Source organism: Alteribacter keqinensis, assembly GCF_003710255.1.
GTDB classification, from domain to species: domain Bacteria; phylum Bacillota; class Bacilli; order Bacillales; family Salisediminibacteriaceae; genus Alteribacter; species Alteribacter keqinensis.
This window is the reverse complement of record NZ_RHIB01000001.1, coordinates 2,183,224-2,208,188: the sequence shown is the minus strand read 5'-3', so window position 1 is coordinate 2,208,188 and position 24,965 is coordinate 2,183,224. Positions and strand designations below refer to the sequence as shown.

Annotated in this window: 24 protein-coding genes; 17 read left to right on the top strand and 7 right to left on the bottom strand. The window is 44.2% G+C overall.

All coding sequences use genetic code 11. The annotated features are described in order from the left end of the window. Nucleotides 1–139: 139 nt before the first annotated feature. Nucleotides 140–742 (bottom strand): 30S ribosomal protein S4, encoded by a 603-nt coding sequence (gene rpsD, locus EBO34_RS10705; RefSeq protein WP_122898086.1) that lies wholly within the window; start codon nt 740–742, stop codon nt 140–142. Nucleotides 743–1,102: 360 nt separating this feature from the next. Between rpsD and EBO34_RS10700 the strand changes: the two genes are divergently transcribed. Next, on the top strand, nt 1,103–3,403 hold the full coding sequence (locus tag EBO34_RS10700; protein WP_122898085.1) for a sensor domain-containing diguanylate cyclase: 2,301 nt from the start codon (nt 1,103–1,105) through the stop codon (nt 3,401–3,403). A 61-nt stretch (nt 3,404–3,464) separates the two neighbouring features. Here EBO34_RS10700 and EBO34_RS10695 read toward each other — a convergent pair whose 3' ends face one another. Beyond that, entirely contained in the window at nt 3,465–3,944 is a 480-nt protein-coding gene (locus EBO34_RS10695) for a GAF domain-containing protein (protein ID WP_283234586.1), read from the bottom strand. Nucleotides 3,945–4,107: 163 nt separating this feature from the next. Between EBO34_RS10695 and refZ the strand changes: the two genes are divergently transcribed. Further along, the gene (gene refZ, locus EBO34_RS10690; RefSeq protein WP_122898083.1) at nt 4,108–4,752 is read left to right on the top strand and encodes a forespore capture DNA-binding protein RefZ; all 645 of its coding nucleotides are present in this window, start codon (nt 4,108–4,110) and stop codon (nt 4,750–4,752) included. Here the strand turns inward: refZ and hisJ are convergent. Next, nucleotides 4,740–5,570, bottom strand: a complete 831-nt coding sequence (hisJ, locus tag EBO34_RS10685) for a histidinol-phosphatase HisJ (protein WP_122898081.1) — start codon at nt 5,568–5,570, stop codon at nt 4,740–4,742. The two genes, refZ and hisJ, sit on opposite strands and share 13 nt — an antisense overlap. Nucleotides 5,571–5,829: 259 nt before the next feature. On the opposite strand from hisJ, the gene ezrA reads away from it, so the two are divergent. Then, entirely contained in the window at nt 5,830–7,533 is a 1,704-nt protein-coding gene (gene ezrA, locus EBO34_RS10680) for a septation ring formation regulator EzrA (RefSeq protein WP_183163816.1), read from the top strand. A gap of 216 nt (nt 7,534–7,749) precedes the next feature. Here the strand turns inward: ezrA and brnQ are convergent, their stop codons facing one another. Then, nucleotides 7,750–9,057 carry a branched-chain amino acid transport system II carrier protein gene (gene brnQ / locus EBO34_RS10675; protein ID WP_122898077.1) on the bottom strand — a complete coding sequence of 436 codons (1,308 nt, stop codon included), beginning with the start codon at nt 9,055–9,057 and terminating at the stop codon, nt 7,750–7,752. Nucleotides 9,058–9,564: 507 nt separating this feature from the next. Here brnQ and EBO34_RS10670 point away from each other — a divergent pair. The 4 genes from EBO34_RS10670 to EBO34_RS10655 all read left to right on the top strand — a co-directional run bounded on the left by EBO34_RS10670 (nt 9,565) and on the right by EBO34_RS10655 (nt 14,028). Continuing rightward, nucleotides 9,565–10,707: a cysteine desulfurase family protein gene (locus EBO34_RS10670; protein ID WP_122898075.1), complete on the top strand. Its 1,143-nt coding sequence runs from the start codon at nt 9,565–9,567 to the stop codon at nt 10,705–10,707. Continuing rightward, nucleotides 10,707–11,924 (top strand): tRNA uracil 4-sulfurtransferase ThiI, encoded by a 1,218-nt coding sequence (gene thiI, locus EBO34_RS10665; RefSeq protein WP_122898073.1) that lies wholly within the window; start codon nt 10,707–10,709, stop codon nt 11,922–11,924. The genes EBO34_RS10670 and thiI overlap by 1 nt, the downstream gene beginning before the upstream one ends. Nucleotides 11,925–12,018: 94 nt before the next feature. Then, nucleotides 12,019–12,222, top strand: a complete 204-nt coding sequence (locus tag EBO34_RS10660) for an alpha/beta-type small acid-soluble spore protein (RefSeq protein ID WP_122898071.1) — start codon at nt 12,019–12,021, stop codon at nt 12,220–12,222. 201 nt (nt 12,223–12,423) lie between these two features. Further along, entirely contained in the window at nt 12,424–14,028 is a 1,605-nt protein-coding gene (locus EBO34_RS10655; protein WP_122898069.1) for an amidohydrolase, read from the top strand. Between the two features lie 54 nt (nt 14,029–14,082). On the opposite strand, the gene EBO34_RS10650 is transcribed toward EBO34_RS10655, so the two are convergent. Next, nucleotides 14,083–14,880 carry an NAD kinase gene (locus EBO34_RS10650; RefSeq protein WP_122898066.1) on the bottom strand — a complete coding sequence of 266 codons (798 nt, stop codon included), beginning with the start codon at nt 14,878–14,880 and terminating at the stop codon, nt 14,083–14,085. Between the two features lie 248 nt (nt 14,881–15,128). On the opposite strand from EBO34_RS10650, the gene sppA reads away from it, so the two are divergent. The 9 genes from sppA (at nt 15,129) to EBO34_RS10605 (ending at nt 23,777) form a co-directional block, all read left to right on the top strand. Further along, nucleotides 15,129–16,127: a signal peptide peptidase SppA gene (sppA, locus tag EBO34_RS10645; protein WP_122898064.1), complete on the top strand. Its 999-nt coding sequence runs from the start codon at nt 15,129–15,131 to the stop codon at nt 16,125–16,127. Between the two features lie 10 nt (nt 16,128–16,137). Beyond that, nucleotides 16,138–16,716, top strand: a complete 579-nt coding sequence (locus EBO34_RS10640) for an RDD family protein (protein ID WP_122898062.1) — start codon at nt 16,138–16,140, stop codon at nt 16,714–16,716. A gap of 80 nt (nt 16,717–16,796) precedes the next feature. Next, nucleotides 16,797–17,483, top strand: a complete 687-nt coding sequence (locus tag EBO34_RS10635) for a DUF2953 domain-containing protein (protein WP_122898060.1) — start codon at nt 16,797–16,799, stop codon at nt 17,481–17,483. Beyond that, nucleotides 17,476–17,934, top strand: a complete 459-nt coding sequence (gene ytfJ, locus EBO34_RS10630; RefSeq protein ID WP_122898058.1) for a GerW family sporulation protein — start codon at nt 17,476–17,478, stop codon at nt 17,932–17,934. The genes EBO34_RS10635 and ytfJ overlap by 8 nt, the downstream gene beginning before the upstream one ends. A gap of 353 nt (nt 17,935–18,287) precedes the next feature. Further along, entirely contained in the window at nt 18,288–18,788 is a 501-nt protein-coding gene (gene tpx / locus EBO34_RS10625) for a thiol peroxidase (RefSeq protein WP_122898056.1), read from the top strand. A gap of 118 nt (nt 18,789–18,906) precedes the next feature. Further along, on the top strand, nt 18,907–19,905 hold the full coding sequence (locus EBO34_RS10620; protein ID WP_122898054.1) for a class I SAM-dependent methyltransferase: 999 nt from the start codon (nt 18,907–18,909) through the stop codon (nt 19,903–19,905). A 335-nt stretch (nt 19,906–20,240) separates the two neighbouring features. Beyond that, the gene (locus EBO34_RS10615) at nt 20,241–21,428 is read left to right on the top strand and encodes an acetate kinase (RefSeq protein ID WP_122898052.1); all 1,188 of its coding nucleotides are present in this window, start codon (nt 20,241–20,243) and stop codon (nt 21,426–21,428) included. 546 nt (nt 21,429–21,974) lie between these two features. Then, a complete protein-coding gene (locus tag EBO34_RS10610) occupies nt 21,975–22,919 on the top strand; it encodes a 3'-5' exoribonuclease YhaM family protein (protein ID WP_122898050.1) in 945 nt (314 codons plus the stop codon). A gap of 15 nt (nt 22,920–22,934) precedes the next feature. Continuing rightward, nucleotides 22,935–23,777, top strand: a complete 843-nt coding sequence (locus EBO34_RS10605; RefSeq protein WP_122898048.1) for an EcsC family protein — start codon at nt 22,935–22,937, stop codon at nt 23,775–23,777. Here the strand turns inward: EBO34_RS10605 and EBO34_RS10600 are convergent. Then, entirely contained in the window at nt 23,764–24,075 is a 312-nt protein-coding gene (locus EBO34_RS10600; RefSeq protein WP_122898046.1) for a hypothetical protein, read from the bottom strand. The two genes, EBO34_RS10605 and EBO34_RS10600, sit on opposite strands and share 14 nt — an antisense overlap. 34 nt (nt 24,076–24,109) lie before the next feature. Then, on the bottom strand, nt 24,110–24,559 hold the full coding sequence (locus tag EBO34_RS10595; protein WP_122898044.1) for a universal stress protein: 450 nt from the start codon (nt 24,557–24,559) through the stop codon (nt 24,110–24,112). 125 nt (nt 24,560–24,684) lie between these two features. Between EBO34_RS10595 and EBO34_RS10590 the strand changes: the two genes are divergently transcribed. Next, nucleotides 24,685–24,864 (top strand): hypothetical protein, encoded by a 180-nt coding sequence (locus EBO34_RS10590; protein ID WP_122898042.1) that lies wholly within the window; start codon nt 24,685–24,687, stop codon nt 24,862–24,864. Nucleotides 24,865–24,965: the final 101 nt, after the last annotated feature.

The following is a 24,965-nucleotide window of genomic DNA, read 5'->3' as shown; positions in this document are numbered from 1 at the left end:
GAAGGGGTGGATGCGCCTGGGTGCGTTTAATCAAGTCAGGCGGCGGTTTAAACAAAGTAGCCCCCCTCCTCGCCCGCGGGCGGTTCCATAAAAAAAAAGCAGACCCAAAAGGATCTGCTTTTTAAAGCTATTCAACTTATTAACGAGAGTAGAACTCAACGATAAGCTGCTCGCTGATTTCAGCCGGAAGCTCAGAACGCTCAGGAAGACGAGTGTAAGTTGCTTCAAGGTTGTCAACATTAGCATCAAGGTAAGCTGGTACGAAGTCGTTTACATCCAATGCTTCCTTAACTACTGTAAGGTTGCGGGACTTTTCACGAACGCTGATTGTTTGACCAGGCTTTACGCGGTATGACGGGATGTCTACGCGTCCGCCGTCAACAGTGATGTGACCGTGGTTTACCAGTTGGCGGGCTTGACGACGAGTACGTGCAAGACCGGAACGGTAAACAAGGTTGTCAAGACGAGATTCAAGAAGGATCATGAAGTTTTCACCGTGGATCCCTTTCATGTTTCCTGCTTCATCGAACATGCGACGGAATTGACGCTCGTTCATTCCGTATAGGTGACGAAGCTTCTGCTTTTCCTGAAGCTGAAGTCCGTATTCACTCATTTTCTTGCGCTGGTTAGGACCGTGTTCACCAGGTCCGTAAGGGCGCTTTTGTAGTTCTTTCCCAGTTCCGCTTAGAGAGATACCTAAACGACGAGAAAGCTTCCAAGATGGTCCAGTATATCGAGCCATAATTAGCTCCTCCTTCGTAAAACGTATATTTGTGAAACAGAACAGTAAGTGGCGATCCCATTTACACAGTCATTTTATTTTCATGCACCATCGCCTCGACAGCTGGAGGTTACGCGATGCACCTCGCACATAACGGGAATAAAATGAAACTGAATAATGTTCACCTTTGGCTGCCTTATTTGCACAAAGAACAGTGTACAACGCCGTGAATGAAAAGTCAAGTCTACCTTTAACAAGGCCTTCAGATAAACGGATGGAATTATTTTTAATGAAATATTCCAATAACAAGCCCAAAGAAGTAAAACAAGGGTATAATGACTATGCATAGGTAAATAGATGTACAGCCGGAGGTGAGTCTTTATGCCCGCAATGTCCATAAACTTTTCAAAAATCTTCTATTCTATAATAAATGACGAGTCTTCCTTTATCGATCTTTTTGAGCCGGCAATTCTTTTTATAGCCGATGAGCAGGGGAAGGTCCGGACAATGAAAGAATTAGGGAAACTCCCGGAAAAAATGATCGATGTGTTTAACCGGATAGAAATGAGCTTTTCAGAAGAAGGATTTCCATATACATATGACATGTACAATGTCGATGCGGTCGTTTTATCAATACAGCAGCACAGTGAAAAGTGGAACGGGTATCTTGGAATGATTATGCCGTCTGATCACAAACAGGCCCCGGCAGCCGCCGCCTTTCTTCATGGCTTTAAGCAGACTGTATCAATGAGTATGAAACTCGATGAGACCAACAAACGGTATGAGCATATTTCAACCCGAGGAACTGTACACGAACGGGTGATGGACCTGTTGTCTGATACAGACTATAATCATAACCTTCATTTGTTTGCCAGGCGTCTGCTTCTAACCGTTTCAGAGCTTATGGAAGACTGCACAATAGCTCTTTATTTATATGACAGAACTTTAAATACCTATCTTCCTTTTGAGACTACTGATTTCCCTAAATGGGACAGGGAAGAGTATGCCATTCAGGAGCCTGTTTTCCAGGACTGCATAAATGAAAAATATGCACAAGGTTTTACAATACTAAATAAACGGGATATTCAACATAAACCCCTGTTTAAAAAAGAGGACCGGTACAGTGATTTCGTCGTCCTCCCATTTTCAGCTTCGGATTCCACACTTGGGCTCCTGCTTCTTCTCACAGAAGAGGGAGAGTGCGAATTGAAAGATTTAAGAGAGCTGCAGAAACTTCTTGCTGCATTAACACCGTGGGTAAAGAGACTGATTGAATACGATAGAATGATCCGGGAAAAGAAGCGTAACGAATTGTTGCTCAAAGTGAATCAAAAGTTTTACTCTTCTATGGATGTCCGGGGGATTTTAAAAGAGATGGTTGTGTCTCTTCATGAAGCTTATCCGACATTTGAGTCTGAGTTGCTGCTCACCCATGATCTCGAAATGAACGATGCGGCTCTTCAGGTGAAATCACTGAACATTAACCAGGAAGAGAGTACAGCGGTAGAAGCCTACCTGACCGGGAGGATTCAGGTGAAAGACTGCTTGAGAACCGGAAGCACATACCTTTTTGTCCCTTTAAAAGGGAAGCAGAGTATATACGGTGTACTGACATTGATCTCAACTGCAAATCTTGTTTTTTCGCCTGAGGAGCTTTCGTTTATTCAAATGTTTGCAGATACAGGGGGGAATGCCATTGAAAATGCCCGGCTGTATGAGCAGTCCAACGAGCATATTGCGAACCTTCAGATGATTAATAAAACATCAGCCAGGCTGAATTCGAAACTTAAGCTTCGTGAGCTCCTGGCTTATATGCGTACAAGCTTTCAGAAGTCGTTTTCTTGCGATGAGACGGGCTTTGTCATGTTTAATTCAGGAGAAGACCATTATTTGCCGGGCAGCACGCAAGCTTTTAAAAATCCCCGGTTGAAAAAGGGATTGAAAGAATATGTGAATCAAATTAATGAAGACGGTGTGTTACTGGGAAATGCGGAATCGGACCTGTTGGCTGAATTTCCTTCTATCATTGTTGTTCCGATGGTTCATGATAAAAAGATCAAAGGGGCTGTGGTGCTCCTGAAGCGGGATGAATACGCCTTTTCATTTGAAAGCTACAAGTTGGTGGAGTCTCTTGTTCATCACTCCACTCTTGCGATTATGAATGCTATGCTTCATGAAGAACTTGGTGAACTGGTTATCCGTGATTATTTAACGAAACTTTATACAAGAGCGTATCTGGATGAAAAACTGGCCGAATCCATGCAAAAGGATGCCTTAGGTTCGTTTATTCTTTTTGATATTGATGATTTTAAACAAATTAATGACTCTTACGGACATCAGGTAGGGGATGAAGTACTTATTCAGGTAGCGGAAATATTAAAGGGAAACACGAAAGAAGGTCATGACATCTCGGCCCGGTGGGGAGGAGAAGAGTTGGCAGTCTACCTTCCGAGGACCGATGAAGATACAGCCAGACAAGTGGCAATGCGAATTCACGATAAGGTACAAGAGCAGACCGACCCTCACGTAACGGTTTCCTGTGGCGTTTCAACCTGGTCCCGGGGAGAAACCAAATCCCACAAAAGGTTATTTAACCTGGCAGACCAGGCATTGTATTTGTCAAAGACCTCAGGGAAAAGCCAGGTAAGAATGGCCAGCGAGCTGCTGGGAATAGTGGAATAAAAATGAGGATGCTCCTGATAAAGGAACATCCTCTTCATTATGAGTGCAGCGGGTTAGTTCTTCAGAGGTTATCTACAAGCTCTTTTACAAATCTGGTGAGCTGTACTTCATCTTCCTCACTGAAACGCGACTTAACAGGACTGTCAATATCAAGGAGACCAATGAGCTTTCCATCTTTCACTAACGGCAGTACGATTTCAGATTGTGATGCCGCATCGCAGGCAATATGCCCCGGGAAAGCATGAACATCATCGACACGCATCACTTTCTGCTCTTCGGCGGAAGTGCCGCATACGCCTTTGCCTTTTTTAATCCGCACACAGGCAGGAAGACCCTGAAAAGGTCCCAAAACAAGCTCATCCTCTTTCCAGAGGTAAAAGCCCACCCAGTTTACCTCAGTGAGAAACTGGTTAAGCAAAGCAGAAGCATTACTCAGATTTGCGATGAGGTCTTCTTCGTCATACAACAATCCTTTCAGCTGCATAATTAACGTGTCATACTGGTTCTCGAGAGAACCCTGATAAGCGGTTGACTGAAACAATGTGACCCCTCCTGAATCATCTCAACTTGAAATTTTGTAAAGTATATCATAAAAGATAAGCCCTTTGTAAAGAAAGGCTTATCGATTTAGCAGGAATTTTGTCTCCTTTATTCGAATTACGATATAATAAGGAAATTTTGGTTAATGTCTGGAGTGATCATCCGTGCCATCGAGAAAGGCGTCTAAAGAAAAGGTTGTAAAAGCAGCCATCGATTTATTCAATGTCCAGGGATATGCAGGCACATCCGTTAGAGATATAGCGGCTAAAGCTGATGCCAATGTCGCTTTGATCTCCTATTACTTTGGAAGTAAGCAAGGGCTTCTGGAACATTTGATGACAGACTTTCTGGAGGGGTTTGTAGAATCCATAGAAAGACATACCGGTCATATTGACCAGACCGGTGCCGGAGCAGCCTTGCTTTCAGCTGTCTGGGATGTTCTGTCCTATCAACAGCGGAGGCACCACCTTGCCCGCTTTGTCCACCGGGAAATCACCCTGGATACAACCTTGGTGAGGGAGCTTATGACAACGTATCTGACGAAGGAGAAGTCTCTGTATAAGAGAATTATTAAAACAGGATTTGAAAAAGGAGAGTTTCGTCATCCGCCGAATGATTTCTGGATTCTTCAATTCCGGGGAATGCTCATTCTCCCATTTCTTCATCCCCAGTATATACGGGAGGTTTATCATTTAATGCCTCACGAAAGTCACTTCCTGAACCGGTATTATCAGGAGATTACCAGGTGGCTGTCTCCTTTGTATCATGGGGAAATTCCAAAAGAACTAAAGGATCATCACTCCGGATAAACAGCCGGGGGAGTGAGTGGCACCTGGTCCTTTAATTTTACATAACCTGACCCAAGCTGTTTGTACGAATGGGAATCAGAGCCGTATACACATGGGATCTTCATCTCTGCAGCCTTCCTCAGGACATCGGATGAAGGGTAGCTTTCACCGCAGAGAGGTTTTATGAATCCAGCCCCGTTTACATCAAGGGTCATGCTGTGCTTTTTCACTTCCGTCAGAATGGGCAGGACTTTTTGAAGGCATGGAAAGGAAGCTGGAAATCGCTTTTGAAACTTTTTTACGAGTGTGATGTGTCCGATGCGATTAGGTTTATAGCTTCCTAAATCGGCTTTAATGGAGGAAAGTACGGTTGAAAAATACCGGTCATAGACAGCTTCGAGAGATCCTGAAGCTGTGATGGCTTCATTAAACATACCGGGTGAGTAATCAAGGCACGTATACCGATCATTGATCTTAAGGAAATGGACCGATAATATGGCGTCGTCAAGAACAGGACCGACTTCATTAAGAAACAGCCGCGTTTCTTCTTCATAGGCTTCAATGTAGTCCACTTCCAGTCCAATCCGGATATCGAGTTCGTTCTTATATTTCTCCTTGAGGTTTTGAAGCTCAGTAATGTAGTGATTCAGATCTGAAAGATCCATTGCACTGTCTTTATCTGGGACAGGGTCGTCAAAGGATGGTGGAAGAGGAGCGTGCTCAGTAAAGGTCATCCCTTTACAGCCCAGTTTAACCGCCTGTTTTATATAGTCTTCAAACGTATCTTTTGTTCCGTGGGGACAGAACGGGCTGTGGACGTGTCCATCATACTCGATCATGGTTTTATTCACCTCATTGTTGGATTATCCCGTATTATGTCGCTTTAAATAAAAAAGTCAGAAAGAACTAAAAAAAATCCAATAAAATCGCTCAAATATATATTTTTCCATGATATTATAAGGAACATAGACGCTTACTTCAACCTGCGGCCAGGGGAGGCAGCTTTTTTTCGACAAAATCCTGGTTCTATTATAAATCAAAATGGACGCCTTACAACAGACGTTCTTACATAATTACGACTTACAGAGGAGGTTCCCTATGACAGCTCCAGTTATTTATTCTCTTATCGGATTAATCATTCTGGCCGTTATTATCGGAGCGGTTTCAAGAAAAAAGATATACAAGGAAGTTGACAGGCTTGAACAATGGAAAATGAAAATTATGAATGAGCCGGTTTCAGAGGAGATCTCTAAAATCAAGGGGCTTACCATGTCCGGAGAGACTGAGCAACGTTTTGAAGCATGGCGTTCGGAGTGGGATGATATTGTTACAAAACAGCTTCCGGATGTAGAAGAAAAGCTGTTTGATATTGAAGAATCAGCGAACAGGTACCGCTTCAGAAAAGCAAAAAAGCTGATGGTCGAAGTGGATTATACGCTCCTCGCGATTGAGACACATATGAAAAACATGATTAAAGAAATTGATGAACTGGTTGAGAGCGAGGAAAGAAACAGAGAAGAAATCAGTGAAGTCCAGAACTACTATGATGAAACCAAAAAGAAACTGTGGATGAAGCGCAGCACTCTTGGAGATGCAGGCGGTAAACTTGATCAGATGATGAAAGATGTTCATGGGACTTTCGATGCATTTGCAGAGCATACTGCAAAAGGCAATTATCTTCTTGCAAGAGAAACCCTCGAAGAGATGAAAGAATCTCTTCAGCATATCAATTCCCTGATTGAAGAAGTGCCTCCTTATCTCGTTCTTATTGAAAAGGACCTTCCAAAACAGCTTACTGAGCTTTCCCTCGGTCTCAAAGAGATGGAAGAGAAGGGATTTGCCATTGAACATTTTGGCTTCACAAGTCAGACTACAAAAATGAAGCAGGAACTCGATCAGCTTATCGATCTTTTGTACGATGTGAAGGTTGAAGAAGTGAAAGAACCGGTTGCTGCGATCCAGTCTGAAATTGACGGGATATATGAGACGCTTGAATACGAAGCCCTCTCCAAACAGGTAGTAACCCAGGAAGTTCATGAGCTGGCAAGGCGTGTGGACCTGCTTCCGGAGCACTTCCAGCAGCTGCTTGTTGAAACAGAAGAAGTAAAGATGACCTACCGCCTCACTGAAGATGAGTATAAAGCTCACTTTAAACTGGAAAAAACAGTGAAGGAAATCATTCAGCAGTTTATGATGATTGAAGATTACATTGAGAATCAAAAGCAGTCCTATACCGCTTTACGCAAGATGGTTACAGACTTTAAAGAAAAGCTTGAAGCAGGGGAAGCGGAACTTCTCCATGCTAAAGAGGTTCTTGAAGAAATGAGAAGTGATGAGCGAAAAGCAGAAGAAACGTTAAGGGAGCTCAAGCAGAAACTGATCAGCGGGCAGAAGAAGCTTCAAAAGAGCAACATCCCCGGTCTCCCGAAAGATATCTTAAAGGAAATGGATACAGCTGAAGAGTACTTCATTCAGGCTTCAAATAAACTTGATGAAGTTCCGTTATCCATTGATGAAGTGACTCACCATGTAGATAAGGCGCACGTCCATATCGAAAACTTTATGGCGGTGCTGAACGACCTTATTGAGAAAGCGACGCTTGCTGAGCGGGTTATCCAGTATGGAAATCGTTTTAGAAGGAAGGATGACAGGTTAAATATTCTCCTGCTTCAGGCAGAGGAAGCCTTTCGCAACTATCAGTATGAAGAAGCTCTCGAATTGAGTGTAAAAGCGATCCGGCCGGTAGACCCAGACGTCCTGGAACGTGTTCAAAGAGAAGAATCATTACAGCCGAGTGTGTAACATCACACTCGGTTTTTTGCTGTTTAAAATTCAACGATTAACCATTGCTGGTCCTAAGGTCGTGGAGTATTTTTAAACCCTAGAGCTTCAGCTGAAGAGCCTCAGTCCCACTCTTGGAAATCGAAAGGCTTTACCTGCCTCGAAAAGGGTGTAATAAATAACAAAAGGCTGTACCGCGAAGTTGTTTACTTCCGGTACAGCCCTGAAAGAATTAAATTATTTTTCCGCTGAAAAGAACCACCCTATCACAGCGCCTGCTGTAGCAGGGATGACCCATCCGATACCCATTTCAAAGAATGGCAGTATAGAGAGTACTGAAGTCAGGGGTTCAGCAAAGATTCCGGCTGTAATCAGTCCTTCTGGTACACTGATCAATGCGGCTCCGATAACAGCTCCCTTATACACGGCGGCTTTTTGGCCGAAGATGCGGTCGATCAATACGAAAACAATCAGCACGATGGCTATGGGATAAATCATAATGAGCATCGGCAGTGAAAAAGCAATCAACTGTGTAAGTCCCATATTAGCCATGAGAAGACTGAATAAGGCGATGATCCCTGTAGTAACCGGATATGGAACCCGGGGAGCCACACGTTTTAAATATTCACCGAACGCAGAGATCAGGCCGACAGAAGTCGTTAAACAGGCAATAACGATAACAAAGGACAACAGTACAACGCCTGTTTCCCCTAATAGCATTCTGGAAACGGCAGTGAGAATCAGCCCCCCGTTATCCATCATACCGATTTCACTTACGCTGGTAGCCCCCAGATAGGAAAGGGAAAAATAGACAAGTGCCAGTCCGCTTCCGGCTATCAGCCCCACATGCACGGCTTTTCTTGCGACTTCCTTTGGTTCGGTAACACCGTGTTCCTTCATTCTGGAGATGACGACAATACCGAAAACAAGTGCCGCAATGGCGTCCATCGTTAAATAGCCTTCCAGGAATCCTTTAAAGAATGGAAACTGGGTATAGCCTTCTGATGGCTCCTGTATCGAACCTACCGGGTTTAGGAAGCCGTTTAAAGCAAGGACTGTTAATAGGATAACAAGTGCCGGTGTCAAATACTTCCCAAGCCGTGAAACAAGCTTGGACGGGTTAAGGGACAGCCAGTAGCTTACTCCGAAGAAAACAAGTGTAAAGATAAAGAGCAGGAGGGTCTGGGCCCCTTCACCGGTGTACGGTGTGGCCCCGATTTCAAAAGCGACACTCCCAGTTCTGGGGATACCGAATAATGGGCCGATTGCTAAATAAACGACCAATGGAAAAAATAAGCCGAAAGCCGGACTTACTTTGTTTGAAACTTTCTGTAAATCTCCCCCGGACTTTGCAATAGCGACGATCGCGAGTATAGGCAGTCCGACTCCTGTAACGAGAAAGCCTATAATGGCAGTCCATACTGCGGTACCAGCCTGTTGTCCGAGTGCTGGAGGGAAGATAAGATTCCCGGCGCCAAGAAACAGGGCAAACATCATCAGGCCGATGGCAACTGTTTCCTTATTTGTAAGCGTTTTCTTATTCATGGATGAAACCTCCTGGAGTTAACGATCACATTGGTAAATCATTTAGTTTGGGCTTTAAAGCAATAAAGCCAAACGTAATTTTATCATAAAGTCGAATGTTGTAAACAGTTAAAATTAAAAGAATTTTTATTTTATGGTGGCAGATATACAGTTGAAGCGGGGAATTAAGGTCGGACTGTCCGGCTTTTCAGGGAACAAACATGAACAACCGGGGTAAACTGATCCTGGACAGACGCGTCAGGTTTTGTATGATAGTAAGAGGATTTTACGTATTTTAAAAAGAATACCCGGTGTTTAATGTAAAGGCTTTGTTAAAGTCCGGTGGTTCCATATTAGTAGTGATTGCCGGGAAGCCGCAAAGGCAAGCCCGATCCCTGAGGATTAACCGCGAGCAGAAATGACTCCGAAATTAACAAAGCGGATTAAAAAAGCCTAAGGGTTATGATATGATAAGCTGTTGGGGAGTATACGTTTATCTCACTTGTACTTAAAAGGAGTTAACAATAAATGATTTATTTTGATAACAGTGCCACCACACGTCCATATCCCGAAGTGGTAGAGACGTTTGCAAAGGTATCTGTGGACTTTTTTGGCAACCCTTCTTCGCTGCACCCTGGAGGAAAACAGGCGGAAAGGCTTCTCGTCCAGACACGTGAACGTGCAGCAAGCCTTTTGAATGTTGATTTTAAAGAGGTCCTGTTTACATCTGGTGGAACAGAAAGCAACAACCTTGCGATAAAAGGTACGGCCTATCAGCACCGGTCAAGGGGCAGGCATCTTATTACCTCTGAAGCAGAGCATCCTTCAAGTTACGAAACCTTCAGGCAGCTGGAACAGGAAGGCTTTAATGTCACCTATCTTCCGGTAAATAACAAAGGCATCGTAAGCCTGGATGATGTAAAACAAGCAGTAGGGCACGAAACGGTTCTTGTTTCTCTTCTCCATGTAAATAATGAGCTTGGTTCCATCAATCCGGTTGAACAGATCGGCAACTTTTTACTAAACCATCCTAAAGTCCTTTTTCATGTAGACCATGTTCAGGGTGTGGGGAAGGTTCCTCTTCACCTGAAGAATGCGAAAGTGGATTTCTGTTCCTTTTCGTCCCATAAGTTCCACGGATTGAAGGGAACAGGGCTTTTGTATGCGAGAGCAGGAACCAAACTCTCACCTATATTTAAAGGTGGGAGCCAGGAACATCAAATGCGTGCCGGCACTGAAAACGTTGCGGGGGCAACAGCAATGGTAAAAGCCCTCAGAATGACACAGGATGCTGCAGTTAAACGAACAAAAGAGCTTTACCGGATGTCGGAACGCCTCATCGAAGAACTGAAGTCCATTGATGGTGTCTATGTCAATACACCTGAAGAACGGGCGCCGCACATTGTCAATTTCTCGGTGCCGGGACTTAAGCCTGAAGTTCTTGTGCAATCCTATGGAGAAAAGAGCATGTATGTATCAACGAAGAGTGCATGTTCATCGAAGTTCGCGGAACCGAGCAGAGTCCTGACGGCGTGTGGTTTTAGTTATGAGCGTGCTGCAAGCGGTGTCCGGGTGTCTTTGTCTTTTGAAAATACCAACGAAGAAATGTCAGCGTTTATTGATTATACGAAGGAAATGATTCCTTCACTATTAAAGGTGGTAAACAGATAATGGAACCAGTATATGACCATATATTAATACGTTATGCAGAGCTTTCTTTAAAAGGAAAGAACCGCAGCCATTTTGAAAAACGGCTTCAGCACAATATCCGGACCGCGTTAAGGAAGTTTCCGGAAGTTAAAGTGAAACGTTCCTTTGGGCGTATGTTTGTTGAACTTCATGGGGAAGATGTACAGGGTGTCTCAGACATACTTCAGCACTTATTCGGTATTCATTCATTCAGTCCAGCATTGAAAACGGACAATGAGCTTGATGGAATTAAGGCTGCTGCTCTTTTTGCCATTAAAGATGCCCTGCCGGATGAAGAAGGGACGTTTAAAGTATCTGCCAGACGGATTGACAAATCTTTTCCGGTTCGTTCACAAAAGCTCAATTATGAACTTGGATCTCATATTCTTCAAAACACAGGTGACATTACAGTAGATGTTCATATCCCTGATGTAGAAGTAAAAGTAGAGGTCCGTCAGGAGGCAACCTACCTTACGTGTAAAACGGTCAAGGGGCCGGGGGGACTGCCTATAGGAACAGGCGGCCGTGTCATGCTGATGCTTTCAGGAGGGATTGACAGTCCTGTAGCAGGCTACCAGATGCTCAAACGCGGAGTCGATCTCCAGGCTGTTCATTTCCACAGTCCGCCTTTTACAAACGAGCGTGCTCTTCAAAAGGTAAAAGATCTGACAAAAGTTCTCTCCCGCTATGCCGGAACGGAAATAACCCTTCATGTTGTGCCGTTCACAGAGGCTCAGAAAAAAATTCATGAAGCTGTGCCGGGTGAATACGAGATGACCATCATGCGCCGTGTGATGCTTCGTATCGCCGAAAAAGTAGCCGCAAAAAATAAAGCTTTGGCCCTGGCTAACGGGGAAAGTCTGGGACAGGTGGCCAGCCAGACGCTGGACAGTATGTTTACGATTAACGAAGTGACAACAATGCCGGTATTACGGCCTCTCGTTGCCATGGATAAACTGGAAGTCATTGATATCGCGCAGAAGATCGATACGTATGAGTTATCTATTCTTCCCTATGAAGACTGCTGCACAATATTTCTGCCGCCTCAGACGAAAACAAAGCCAAACCGTACAAAAGCAAACCGTTTCGAAGGAAACCTCGATATTGAGGCTCTTGTAGAGGATGCGGCTGAAAGGACGTACAAACAGACTCTTTCATCTGCTGAAGAGTTGGACAAGGAATTTGAAGACCTTTTTTAATAGATCATAAATTATTACCACAAATTGGTTGGCTTACTGATGCATGTGAAATCTCTTCTTGAAGCATTCTATGGTTACAAGGGAGGTGACAAACATGGCAAATAACAGAAGTTCTAACCAATTAGTAGTCCCTGGTGTACAACAAGCTCTTGATCAAATGAAATACGAGATCGCTCAAGAGTTCGGTGTCGAGCTTGGCCCGGATTCAACATCTCGCGCTAACGGTTCCGTTGGTGGAGAAATCACTAAGCGTCTAGTTCAACAAGCTGAGCAACAACTAGGCGGGTACCAAAAATAATAAATATTATGGCTGATGGGAGTATCCCCGATAACCGGGAGATACTCCTTTACTTTGTTGGTGCCAGGCACTGTGTGAAGAAGTCACACAGTGCCTGGCACCTTTTTTGATTTTCGGATAAAACAGAGGTATGATGAGGGATATTGGAATACTATCCCAACCAGTTCTACTGAACAATCAACTGCAGGGGAGAGATGATAGATGGGGACACTTTGGTATGGAGCAAAAGTACGTACATTGGAGACAGAAAATGACCTACACGAGGCTGTTTACGTTGAGGATGGCATCATTCAGGACGTAGGGGAAAAAGCGGAACTTGAACGTACATACAGCAACAGAATTACTGAATACCATGACATTTCAGGCGGAGTGATCTATCCCGGCTTTGTAGACAGCCATTTACATATGATTGGTCACGGTGAGAAGCTGCAGCGCATTGATTTATCTGAGATTACAAGCGTGGAGACGCTTATGCATGTACTAAAGAAAAGAGCTGAAGAACTTAATAAGGGGGAGTGGCTGATTGCAGAGGGATTTAATGAAAATTTATTTACCCCTGCCGTTGTTCCCCACCGAAGTGAGCTGGATGAGATCACCTCTGAGCATCCTATTGTGCTCACGAGAGTCTGCCGGCATGCAATGCTTGTAAATTCGTATGTTCTTGAGCTCGCAGGTATTAATGCTTCAACGCCCGATCCTCCGGGGGGGCTCATAGTAAAAGACACGGAAGGGCTACCTTCAGGCTACCTTCACGATCAGGCTCAGGAGTATGTCCGGGACGTGATGCCGGATATCGATGGGGATTATTTGCACAGTGCCCTGACCGATTCCCTTAACGATCTGTGGTCCAAGGGATTTACCGGAGCTCATACAGAGGACTTAAATTACTACGGTGATCCGGACCTAACCCTTCAAACCTTTTTGAATGTGATTGATGGTGAAAAGCAGAAGTTTAGGGCGAGCCTCCTGGTTCATCACGAAGTTGCCGGTTCTTTAAAAGAAAAGGGCTATACTTATGGTGATTTGAACAACACAATTGAGCTGGGGGCAGTAAAGGTTTTTGCGGACGGAGCTCTCGGAGGGCGAACAGCGCTCCTCAGGCAACCGTATAGTGATGATCCTTCAACCAGCGGTGTGGCGATCTACACCAGATCACAGCTCAGTGATATCGTCAGGGAAGCAAGGAAGCTGGAGATGCCGGTGGCCATTCATACGATCGGGGACCTGGCTCTGGAGTATGCCCTTGATGCTATCGAGGAGAATCCTGTACCAGCAGGGTTAAGAGACCGGCTGATCCACCTTCAGGTAACGGGTCCTGATCTTTTAAATCGGCTGCAGAAGCTTCCGGTCGTCCTGGATATCCAGCCTCGTTTTGTAGCATCAGACTTCCCATGGGTTGAGGAAAGACTCGGTCCTGAACGGCTGGAGTACGGGTTTGCATGGAAAACGTATCTCGATATGGGGATAGCTTGTGCAGGAGGTTCAGATGCACCTATCGAACCCCCCGATCCTCTTCTGGGGATTCATGCTGCTGTAACACGAAGGAAGCCTGAGGAGAACCATAAGGGCTACTATCCTGAGCAAAAACTTACCCTCTTTGAAGCGCTAAGGTTATTTACGACAGGGAGTGCCCAGGCCATCAGCCAGGAAGAAGAGTATGGTCTGATTAAAAAAGGGTACAAAGCCGATTTTACGATTTTTGACCATGACCTGTTTGACCTGTCTCCGGATGAGTGGCTGAACGTTCAGGTTAAAAAAACGGTTGTAGATAATACAGTTGTTTATGAAAACCAGGCTGCGAAATAAAAAACTGTCCCGTAAGCCGTACCTGCGGGACAGTTTTAAAGCAGTATCTTCAATTTACAGGAAGCTTCTCTTCACTTTATGAAGGAAAGAGTTGTCTTTCAGCTTAAGCATTTTCACTTTACGTTCGGAGACTTTCACTCTGATCTCCTTACTGTGACGGATGCTGAGTGCTTCATTGTCAACACCCATGATTGGATGGTCATTTCCATCCTGTACAACCTGCAGTACCAGTTCGCGGTCACCGCTTAAAAGGAGTGGTGAACCCAGAGTACGGTAATTGTTATTGTCGAGAGATGCCATTTCCGTCAGCTGCATGGATACAAGGCGAGGGTCTACTATAGCCCCTTTCAAAGACTTGTTATATGCTGTACTTCCGGTAGGGGTGGAAATGACAAGCCCGTCCCCTCTGAATGTTTCAAAGTGCAGGCCATCGATAAAGATATCGACAACGAATGTTTTTATGACATTTGAGCGAATTGAACATTCATTGAGACAGTAGAAACCTTTCTGCCCGTCAATCGTAACTTCCAGTACGGGATACCGGAGAACTTCAACCATATCTGTCTGCATGGCTTTTTCGATGGATTCAAGATCTTCAAGATCAAAATCGGCATAAAAGCCGAGGTGGCCGTCGTTAATGGATAAATAAAGGCAGTCTTCCTGGAAGTCCGTTCGTCTGAGGGATTGTAAGAAGGCACCGTCACCGCCGATACTGGCAATGATATTGGCATCTTTTACATTATCAACAAGGCGGAAATTATATTTTCTGCCGAGCTCCCGCAGTCGGTCAACTTTCTCTTTTGTTTTTTCTTCTTCTACATAATGAAGGTAAACATTTCTTCTCTCTGGCATGTTGTAACTTCCTTTCTGTGAGGTGATCAAAGGCTACAGGTTTGTATGTAGTTTACCCTGTCATTAGTTAATTTCTTTAAAAAGAGAGGAATTCCTTCAAATAAGAGTCTGAAAATGGAGAAAACCCTCTGGTTAGCGGGGAAGGAACACGTATTTTGTCAGGGAATCCCCTGCCTGTGCTTTCCTGTATGAGGCAGGATCCCGCTGTTACGGGCGAGAATAATAAACATAAAAATGGAGGTTTTAAGATGAGTGGCAAACGCTGGGTTGCAGTAGGAATTGCTGTGGCATTATTTATGGGGTCAAGTTTCTTTTCTCTTGCTATGGGTGCTTTCACTACAGATTGGGACGATCTTTTTGCCGGTGAGGAGTACGATGTAGATGAACATGTTCTTGAAAGAGGAAATGGTAATGGAAAGATTGTTGTAATGCACTTAAACGGGGTCATTCAGAGCAGTTATGATGCTCCTTCACTTTTTGAATCTGCTACATACAACCATAACCGTTTTTTGAAGCAACTTGACGCTGCCGCAAACGACGGAAGTGTTGACGGAATTATTATCAGTGTTAACACTCCGGGTGGCGGAGTCATGGAGAGCGACCAGATTCATGACAAGATCGTTGAAATACAGGAGGAATACGGAAAAGAAATCTATATCAGCATGCAGAGTATGGCTGCGAGTGGAGGATACTATATCGCGGCTCCCGCTGCACAGGTATACGCTCATCCACAAACGATAACAGGTTCAATCGGTGTTATCATGCAGTCATTGAATGTGGCTGAGCTGGCTGAAGACCTTGGCATTCAATCCGAAGTGATTAAGAGCGGACCGTATAAAGACATCATGTCTGCAACCCGTGAGATGACGGACGATGAGCGTCAGATTCTGCAGGATCTCATTGACGAATCGTATGAACGTTTTGTTGATATTATTTCGGAAGGTCGGGACATGCCGCGCGATCAGGTTGAAGAGCTGGCAGATGGCCGTATTTATTCGGGAAACCAGGCCTATGAAGCAGATTTGGTTGACGGCCTCGGGGACCTTGACGATGTGATTGAAGCCTTCAGGGAAGATATCGGCAAAGGAGATATTGATGTTGTTGAGTATCGTCAGCCACTTGGCTTCCCATCCTTATTTGGAGCTGCAGCTCAATCCGTTTTCGGTGATCAGTTGTCTATGTACTCTATGAAAGAATGGATCCATCAGTCCCACGCTCCACGCCTGATGTATCTGTACACGAATTGAGGTGGGAAACATGAATGATAACCGGGAATATGAAAAACAGGAAGAAGAAGCGCTCACCGATTCCGCAGCGGAACGTGAAGAAGACCGGGAGGATATTGAGGTCGTTCACAGTAATGAACGGGATGAAATTGAGCGGTTTCATGAACCAATCTATTACGGTGGTTTTTGGATGAGGTTCTGGGCCTATCTTGTGGATCTGCTTATTGTTTCAAGCCTGAACGGACTTATAGCAGGCAGTGTCCTCGCCATAATCGGTCTTGAAGGACTCACCTTTGGGATTTATTCACTTGCAGGTCTTGTCAGTGCCCTTGTGGCTTTTAGCTACTTTTCCATTATGACGAAAATAATGGGACAGACACTGGGCAAGCTGATTTTCGGGTTGAGTGTGATTTCAGTAAAGCATGAAACTCTTACATGGGGGGACGTGATTATGCGGGAAGTGGTTGGACGTTTTATCCACCGTTCCTTAGTGATTACAAACGTTCTGTACATTGTTGTCGGGTTTGATTCCCGAAAGCAGGGGATTCATGATAAGTTTGCTGACACGGCTGTCGTTCTTGAGCCAAGGCAGACCCGCCGTTCTGCATAAAAAAACTGTTAAACCTGTCCTGACCGGGCAGGTTTATTTTTGTGCTGCCTGTCGATACTTATATTGAGGAGGTGGGCTCTTTGGCATGGTTGTGGTGGTCAATTGGCATTTTAGGGATACTGGGTATTCTCATTTTTACGTTGCTCGTTTTTTCCAACCTGCATGTACATATCAATTATTATCATGACGGTGATAACGACGAGTTGAAAATAAAAACGGTGTTGTGGAAGGTCTTCAGGTATACATATACGATTCCAATCATTTCAGTGGATAAAGAGACACCGACGATTGTCGTGCAGGAAGAGGAAGATTCATCTGCAGGACACGAGGAAACAAACGAAAAAATGTCCATACATGATTTTGTATATGATATGAGGCAGTTTAATCAATTTCTCACACATGTGTTAGGCTTTCATACGATCCTTCGCCATTTCCTGGCAACGGTCTCTGTAAATCAATTTTCCTGGAGATCGGTTTTAGGAACACCCGATGCTGCTTTGACGGGAAGTATTGGGGGGGTGCTGTGGGGAATAAAAGGAAATGTGGTTGGTTTAATCGGGAACTATTTCAGGATGTGCACGCTTCCTGAACTCGCCATTCAGCCTGTGTTTAACCAGGCAATCTCAAGAACGGAATTAAAGTGCATGTTATCGTTCCGTATCGGGAATGCTATTCTCGGAACCATAAAAGTGTATCGACACTGGCGAAATGGACGGCCTTTTAAGCTTAATAAAGGGTCAGAACAGAGGAGGGATATGAATGTCTGAACATCCAATTCAGGGACTAATGAAAACGGCCATGGAAAATTTAAAGGAAATGGTTGATGTTAATACGATTGTAGGTGACCCTGTTGAAACGCCTGATGGCGGCGTAATCATGCCTGTAAGTAAAGTGGGCTTTGGTTTTGCAGCCGGAGGAAGTGAGTTTATTGTTGAAACTCGTGGCAGTCACGGAGATCGTGAAGAGAAACACCCATTCGGAGGCGGTAGCGGGGGTGGAGTGTCCATTACACCGATTGCCTTTTTGATCGTGAATCCTCACGGAGTGAAAATGGTTCACCTGGATCAGAGTACGCATCTATACGAAAAACTGTTTGATCTTGCTCCGCAGGTTGTGGACAAAATCCAGCAGATGATGCAGCAAAACAATCAAAAGTCAGGTTCCAGGCCCCAGTCGAAATATAACGGTGGCCAAAGCGGAGAGTCGCTGGACTTTTAAAAATGGAAACAGAGAGTGCTCCAGTCCTTTGGGGTGCTCTTTTTCTTTGACTATTTTCGCAAAGGTTTCTGCCTTTTGCATAACTTGTTGAAGCCTGCGGGCCCTTTAAGGTCTTGCGTTGCTACTGCCTGCAATGGCATTTTCTTCATATGATCTATTTAAACAGGTTAGGTTGTCGTTTAAACAGGTTAGGCAGCCATTCAAACAGGTTATAAGCTCATTTAAACAGGTCAAATGACCTTTTAAACAGATTAGATGCCCTTTACACTGTTTATCAGCTCCCGATGTGTGGTATTTTATGAATGTACCTTACTTTATAAGTGAGAATTTAATGCATATGAGGAGGCTTCACCATGGCACAAGTAACATTTAAAGAAAAACCGGTCACACTAATGGGATCACAAGTTTCAGTTGGAGACACAGCACCTGATTTTACCGTACTTGCCAATGACCTTTCAGAAGTAAGTCTGTCCGACAGTAAAGGCAAGGTCCGGCTGATCAGCGTCGTTCCTTCCATTGACACTGGTGTATGCGAGCAGCAGACACGCAGGTTTAATGAAGAGGCAGCAAAACTTGACGATGTAGAAATTCTCACGATCAGTGTAGATCTTCCCTTTGCCCAGAAGCGCTGGTGCGCAGCGGAGGGAGTTGAAAACCTTCAGGTATTATCCGATCACCGAGACTTAAGCTTCGGAAAAGCATACGGTGTTGCAATTGAGGAGCTTCGTTTGCTGTCCCGTTCCATCTTTGTTGTAGATGCAAATGACAAGATCACCTATGCGGAATATGTGTCTGAGGTTACTAACCACCCGGATTACGATGCGGCTCTGGACGCAGCAAAATCAGCACAATAACCGTTCAGCCTCAAAGAAGCCGGCAGCAGAGTCTGCACGGCTTCTTTTTCTTGCGCCATTATCCACGTCTGTTAAAATGAACAAATGGAAATGATAAGAACGATAGGAGTGGAGAATGATGATTGAAACAAATACAGAAAAACTTTACTCAGCCTTGGATCTGGCTGCGGAAAAAATACAGGAAGTTACGGACCTTCCATATCTCGAAGCACTGGCTGAAGCGGGGGAGTCAATTATACGCGGAGAGTCCACCCTTACTCTGCCCGAAGAAAAACAAGGGGAACTGAATGAGCATCTGAAATCAGCACCTGTTCTTGATGACCTTAAAGCCGAGGAAATACGAAAAGCCTTTCAGCTTGCCGTATTAAAAGGGATGAAAGAGGCAACTCAGCCTCACCATGCCATGACACCGGATGCTGTAAGTCTGTTTGCAGGACATCTGGTGGAACAGGTCTTAAAGGATAAAGAGAAGACACACGTGATTATGGATCCGGCTGTAGGGTCCGGAAATCTCCTTACAGCGGTCATGAATCAGGCTCAGAGAGACTTTCATGCTGTCGGTGGCGATGCAGATGAAACACTCATTAAACTTGCGTACGTAAATGCAAACATGCAAAAGAAAGATGTGGATCTGTTTCACCAGGACAGTATTGCAACACCTTACGTTAAGAATGTAGACGTTGTGGTGACAGACCTTCCTGTCGGCTTTTATCCGGACGACAAAAAAGCAGCCGAGTTTGAACTGAAAAGTAAAAAAGGTCATTCATTTGTTCATCATTTGATGATTGAACAAATTTTGAAGCACGTGAAGCCGGGTGGTTTCTGCTTTTTCCTAATTCCTAACTTTTTGTTTGAAAGCGAAGAAGCGGAGGCGCTCCATAAATACCTCAAGAAGGAAGCGATCATTTATTCCCTCCTCCAGCTGCCAAAGTCCATGTTTAAAAACGAGCAACAGGCTAAGAGCTTCTTCGTGATCCGGAAGCAAGGAGAGGGGATTGTGATACCAAGGCAGGCACTGCTCGCCGAACTTCCTTCATTTACGAATAAAAGTGCTCTTGCCGATATGGTAAAAAACATCAATAACTGGTTTTCAGACCACTTAAATCAGGAACATTAAACAGAAGGAATACGCTTACTTTTTTGTAATGAAAACTTCATTTTCACTGTAGGAGAGGTTGTTTCATAAATAGTCGCCTGTACGGAAACAGTATGAAAGCAGATGTCACCTCAGTTCACGCATTATGTCTGCTTCCATGGATATAATGTGTTATAGTCCTGTTCGTGAAATTTAGTAGTACAGGGGCTTGCATTCTCTACTTTTAAGTGGTTTAATATGTGATGGTGAAAATATAACAACAGGACAAAATGAGAGAAACACCTCGTTTCGTCGTTGCATAGCATCATTTGTCCTTTACTATTGGGGACAAAGGTAAAAGAAGGAGCGGTTTGATTATGTCAAAAATTATTGCGATTAATGCAGGAAGCTCATCCCTTAAGTTTCAGCTGCTGGAAATGCCTGAAGAAACAGTTGTTACTAAAGGTGTGGTTGAGCGAATTGGTTTAAATGATTCTATATTTGCAATTGAAGTAAATGGAGAAAAGGAAAAAGACATTCTTGACATTGAAGATCACGCTCAAGCGGTAAAAATTCTTCTTGATAAACTCATTTCAAATAACATTATTGCATCCCTTGACGAAATTGAAGGGATTGGACACCGTGTCGTGCACGGGGGAGAGAAATTTAACGATTCTGTTGTCATTACAGATGAAGTTATTAAAGGGATTGAAGAAGTGTCTGAGCTTGCACCGCTTCACAATCCTGCAAACCTCGTAGGAATCCGTGCATTTAAAGAAGTACTGCCAAACGTACCGGCTGTTGCTGTTTTTGATACAGCGTTCCATCAGACAATGCCAAAGCAGTCCTACCTTTACAGCTTGCCTTATGAGTACTATGAGAAGTACGGTATCCGTAAATACGGTTTCCATGGTACAAGCCATAAGTATGTATCTGAGCGTGCATCAGAAATTCTCGGACGCCCGCTGGACCAGCTTCGCCTTCTTTCTTGTCACCTGGGAAATGGCGCAAGTATTGCTGCTATTGACGGCGGTAAATCCATCGATACCTCGATGGGATTCACACCTCTTGCAGGTGTAACGATGGGAACGCGTTCCGGTAACATTGACCCTGCTTTGATTCCATATATCATGGAGAAAACAGGGATGGGTGCTGAAGAAGTTATTCAGGTACTGAACAAGAAGAGTGGTATGCTTGCTCTTTCCGGATTCTCAAGTGACCTTCGTGACATTGAACTTTCTGCAGACGAAGGAAACGAACGCTCAGAACTTGCTATGAACGTCTTTACATCACGTATCCACAAGTACATTGGTTCCTACGCTGCTCGTATGCACGGTCTTGATGCGATCATCTTTACAGCTGGAATTGGTGAAAACAGTGATACGATCCGTGCTGCAGTACTTAAAGGCCTTGAATTTATGGGCGTTTACTGGGATCCTTCCCTTAACAAAGTACGTGGTGAGGAAGCGTTCATTAACTATCCGCACTCACCTGTCAAAGTTATTGTTATTCCTACAAATGAAGAAGTTATGCTTGCACGTGACACCGTGCGTTTAACTCAATAATGTTCAAAACAACCGGAGACTCTGAGTCCCGGTTGTTTTTTATTAACGACACCTTGAAAAACACATTTTGTGGCATTTTAAATCCTTCGTCAATATTCAAAGCTTCGTTGACCGGAATACGCTCCCCTTCCGCAGGAGTCTCGATATTCCGGTCAACTCCGCAAAATGCGTTGTAATTTACAGGATAAATAATAACCTGTTCAAAAACAGACCAAATCCCTATTTCCATGGACCATGGTGTAAATATATTAACATGGGTTTATGTTTTAATAATTGGCGCTATTCGCACTTCCTATATAACAAAGGAAATGAAGATGTAGACTATGTGCCCTCGTTTTCCGTGGCCGTGCCGGCAAGCCTCCTCAAGCCGGAAATTAACATACTGAGGGTCACAGCTCCACTGCATAAGTCTTAAAAAACAATGTTTATTAATACCTCCACAGTATCCTTCACACCTTAAGAAAAATAAGAGCGACTACTTTTTATCCTGCCGTGAAATAGTATAATAAAAGAAGCGCACAAACGCATGCGAGGGGGAACTCTGGAATGGGAACGATTTCAAACGTGCAGGAAGGTGAGCGCCTTGTCGGTTTTTTTCTCGTTAAAGAAAGAGAAGTCCGCGTGGCTGCGAACGGTGATGAATACATCGACCTGCTTTTAGGAGATGAAACAGGTACGATCCCATCTAAGATGTGGGACGTCAATGACCAGCAGAAAGCAGCCGTACAAAGAAAAACAATCCTGAAAATTGACGGAACGGTACGACACTTCCGAGGGAAAAAACAGCTGCAGATTAACCGGGTAAGAATTGCCAACGACGAAGACAACATCGATATCCAGAGTCTTGTGCAGAAGTCTACCACATCACGGGAAGAGCTTTGGCAGGACCTGAGAATGGTCATAGATGATATTCAAAATGACGTCTACGGAGCTATTATCAGGAAGCTGTTTGGAAACAAAGAAATCCGGGAAGCCTTTACGACACTGCCGGCCTCAAAGGTCATGCACCATGCCTATTATGCCGGGCTGCTGGACCATGTTGTGTCACTCTGCCACAGTACTCTTCAGCTGCTGGCTGTTTATCCTCATCTTAACAAAGATCTTCTGCTGACAACCTGCCTGTTACATGATATTGGCAAAACGAGGACGATCCATGATGCCATTACACCGGAATACACGGACGAAGGGCAGCTTATGGGCCACCTTGTGATGAGTGTGGAAATGATCAATGAAGCGGCTTTTGAAGCAGGATTTTCCATTCAGAATGAGGAAGTAGTAGCATTGAAACACTGCATCCTGAGTCAGTTTGGTGATGCAGACAAAGGAATGGGAAGTGCTGTTTCAGGAAAAATGCCGGAAGCCATATTCTTTAATGCCATTGAAGAGCTTGATGCCAAACTGAACGCACTTCAAATGAACAAAGGTCAAAGCGAGGACGGATGGCAGTACCATCCCATGTTTAAACGGAAAATGAAAACAGATCACGTGTAAAGTGAGGCTGATACGATGAACCGATCAAGAGAAGAGCAGGTACTGGAAGAAATAAAAGAGTGGGAGCTCTCGTACTTTGAGGAGGTGGGTACGGATATCTCTCTTACATACCATAAATGGATGAATCAGGCCTATGCTGCAGTTGACACCCGATGGCGGGGCAAATTGCTGACAATCACAGACAATGTGCTGTTTCATGTGCAATCGGCGATTCATCAGACGAGGTATGAAAAACAAACGGTTGAATACCTTCTTACTGAAGCACGGGTCTTTAATGAGGATATTCGTGAAATAAGGGATATGAAGGGCCTTTCAATTGATCAGCTTCGGTTTATAGCAAGAAAACAGCTTGCCAAACAGAGGTTGATTTCACTCGGACAGGGGAGTCTGACCGGTGTGGGTGGTTTATTGTTTACCCTTGCGGATCTTCCTCTTGTACTCGCTATTAATCTGCGCACGGTTCAGCGGATTGCCATGACGTACGGTTATGATTTAAGAAAGCCTTATGAGATGATGTTTGTTCTGAAAGTCTTTCATATGGTTTCGCTCCCGAGGCACCTCCAGCAGGAAGTATGGTATGAGCTTGAAAAAGAAGCAAAGTCAGCCGATGAAGAGTGGCTGTTTTATGATGGGGAAGAGGATATTGTGTCTCACGCATGGATGCAGCGGCCGCTCCAGAATATTACGAAGCTGTTCCTGCTAATCGTCCTCAGAAAAAAAGTTGTACAGGGACTTCCGATTTTTGGCATCTTCTCCGGTGCGGCCTTTAACTATCAATTCACAAAGCATATTGCAGAAGGGGCGCATCAGTTTTATCAGAAGCGCCACCTTCTTGAAAAGCTTTCTACAATGAAGTAATCGTAACGGCCTCTGTTGATCTGTACCAGATCCAGAGGTCGTTTATGATTGAAGCAAGTTCAGCAATGTCTTCATTGATTCTGCAGCTCTTTTCAAAGTCGTCTTCGTTGTACAAGAGCTGTTGTTTCTTTTCAATCTCCTGATCGAGTTCTTTAATCCGGTCAGGTATCTGTCCCCTTGAACGCTCCCACCTCGTGAGAATCTCTTCCTGGGTTCTAGCATCCAGATGGTTCCAGGCTGTGTATACCTTTGGGACTTCAATATCCAGTCTTTCATCAAATACAAATGTAAAAATCATTATTTTCATTCCTTTAACTGTTCAGCGAGCCATTCTATGCCGGGACTTCACTTCTTACAATCAGCACATCACATTTTGCGTGACGGGTGATATATTCTGATACACTTCCGATCAGAAAGCGTTCTACTGCGTTTAGTCCGGTGGCACCTGTAACAATCAGGTCAATTTCATACTTAGATGCAATATCCTTAGTGATTTTTACTTTCGGGGATCCATAATCAGTAATGAGACGGACGTTTTTCACACCCATTTCCTGTACCTGTTTCTGATAGGAGTCGAGCATCTTATTTGCGTATTCTTCCGCTTCTTTTACAATCGTCCGGTCGTAATGGTCCACGGATGCAAAGGTGCGTGTATCAATAATGTGAGCGATGAACAAATTGCTTCCGTACTCCTTTGCCATCACACTTGCTTTTTTCAAGGCACGCTTTGCTTCATCAGATCCATCTACTGCAACAAGAATGTTCGTATACCGTACCGCCATTTGAATCGCCTCCAGTATTATCAGGATAAGTATATTATACCAAACCGTTACCTCTAAAAGGGCCCTTTAAACATAAATGACAGACAATTGTCAAATACTAACCGCAAGTGGAAGGGGGTATATGAATGCCGAAGAAAAACAAGCTTTCAGGCGGGGTGTATGAAAACAACGGTGAAATGGCAGCCCATAACCAGCTCATGGATTCCTACTACCAGCACTCACGGGAACATGAAACGTATAACGAAGAGCTTGCAGAAGAACCTTTGCAGGAAAAGAACCTGTCTGAAAAAAAGAAAGAGAAATAACGTTCATAAAGAATGGTGTCTCAATTAATTAGAAACACTAGTGACGGACTTTTGAAAGTGACATCGGTTCATTGTGCATTAATGGCCGACGTATAAGGTAA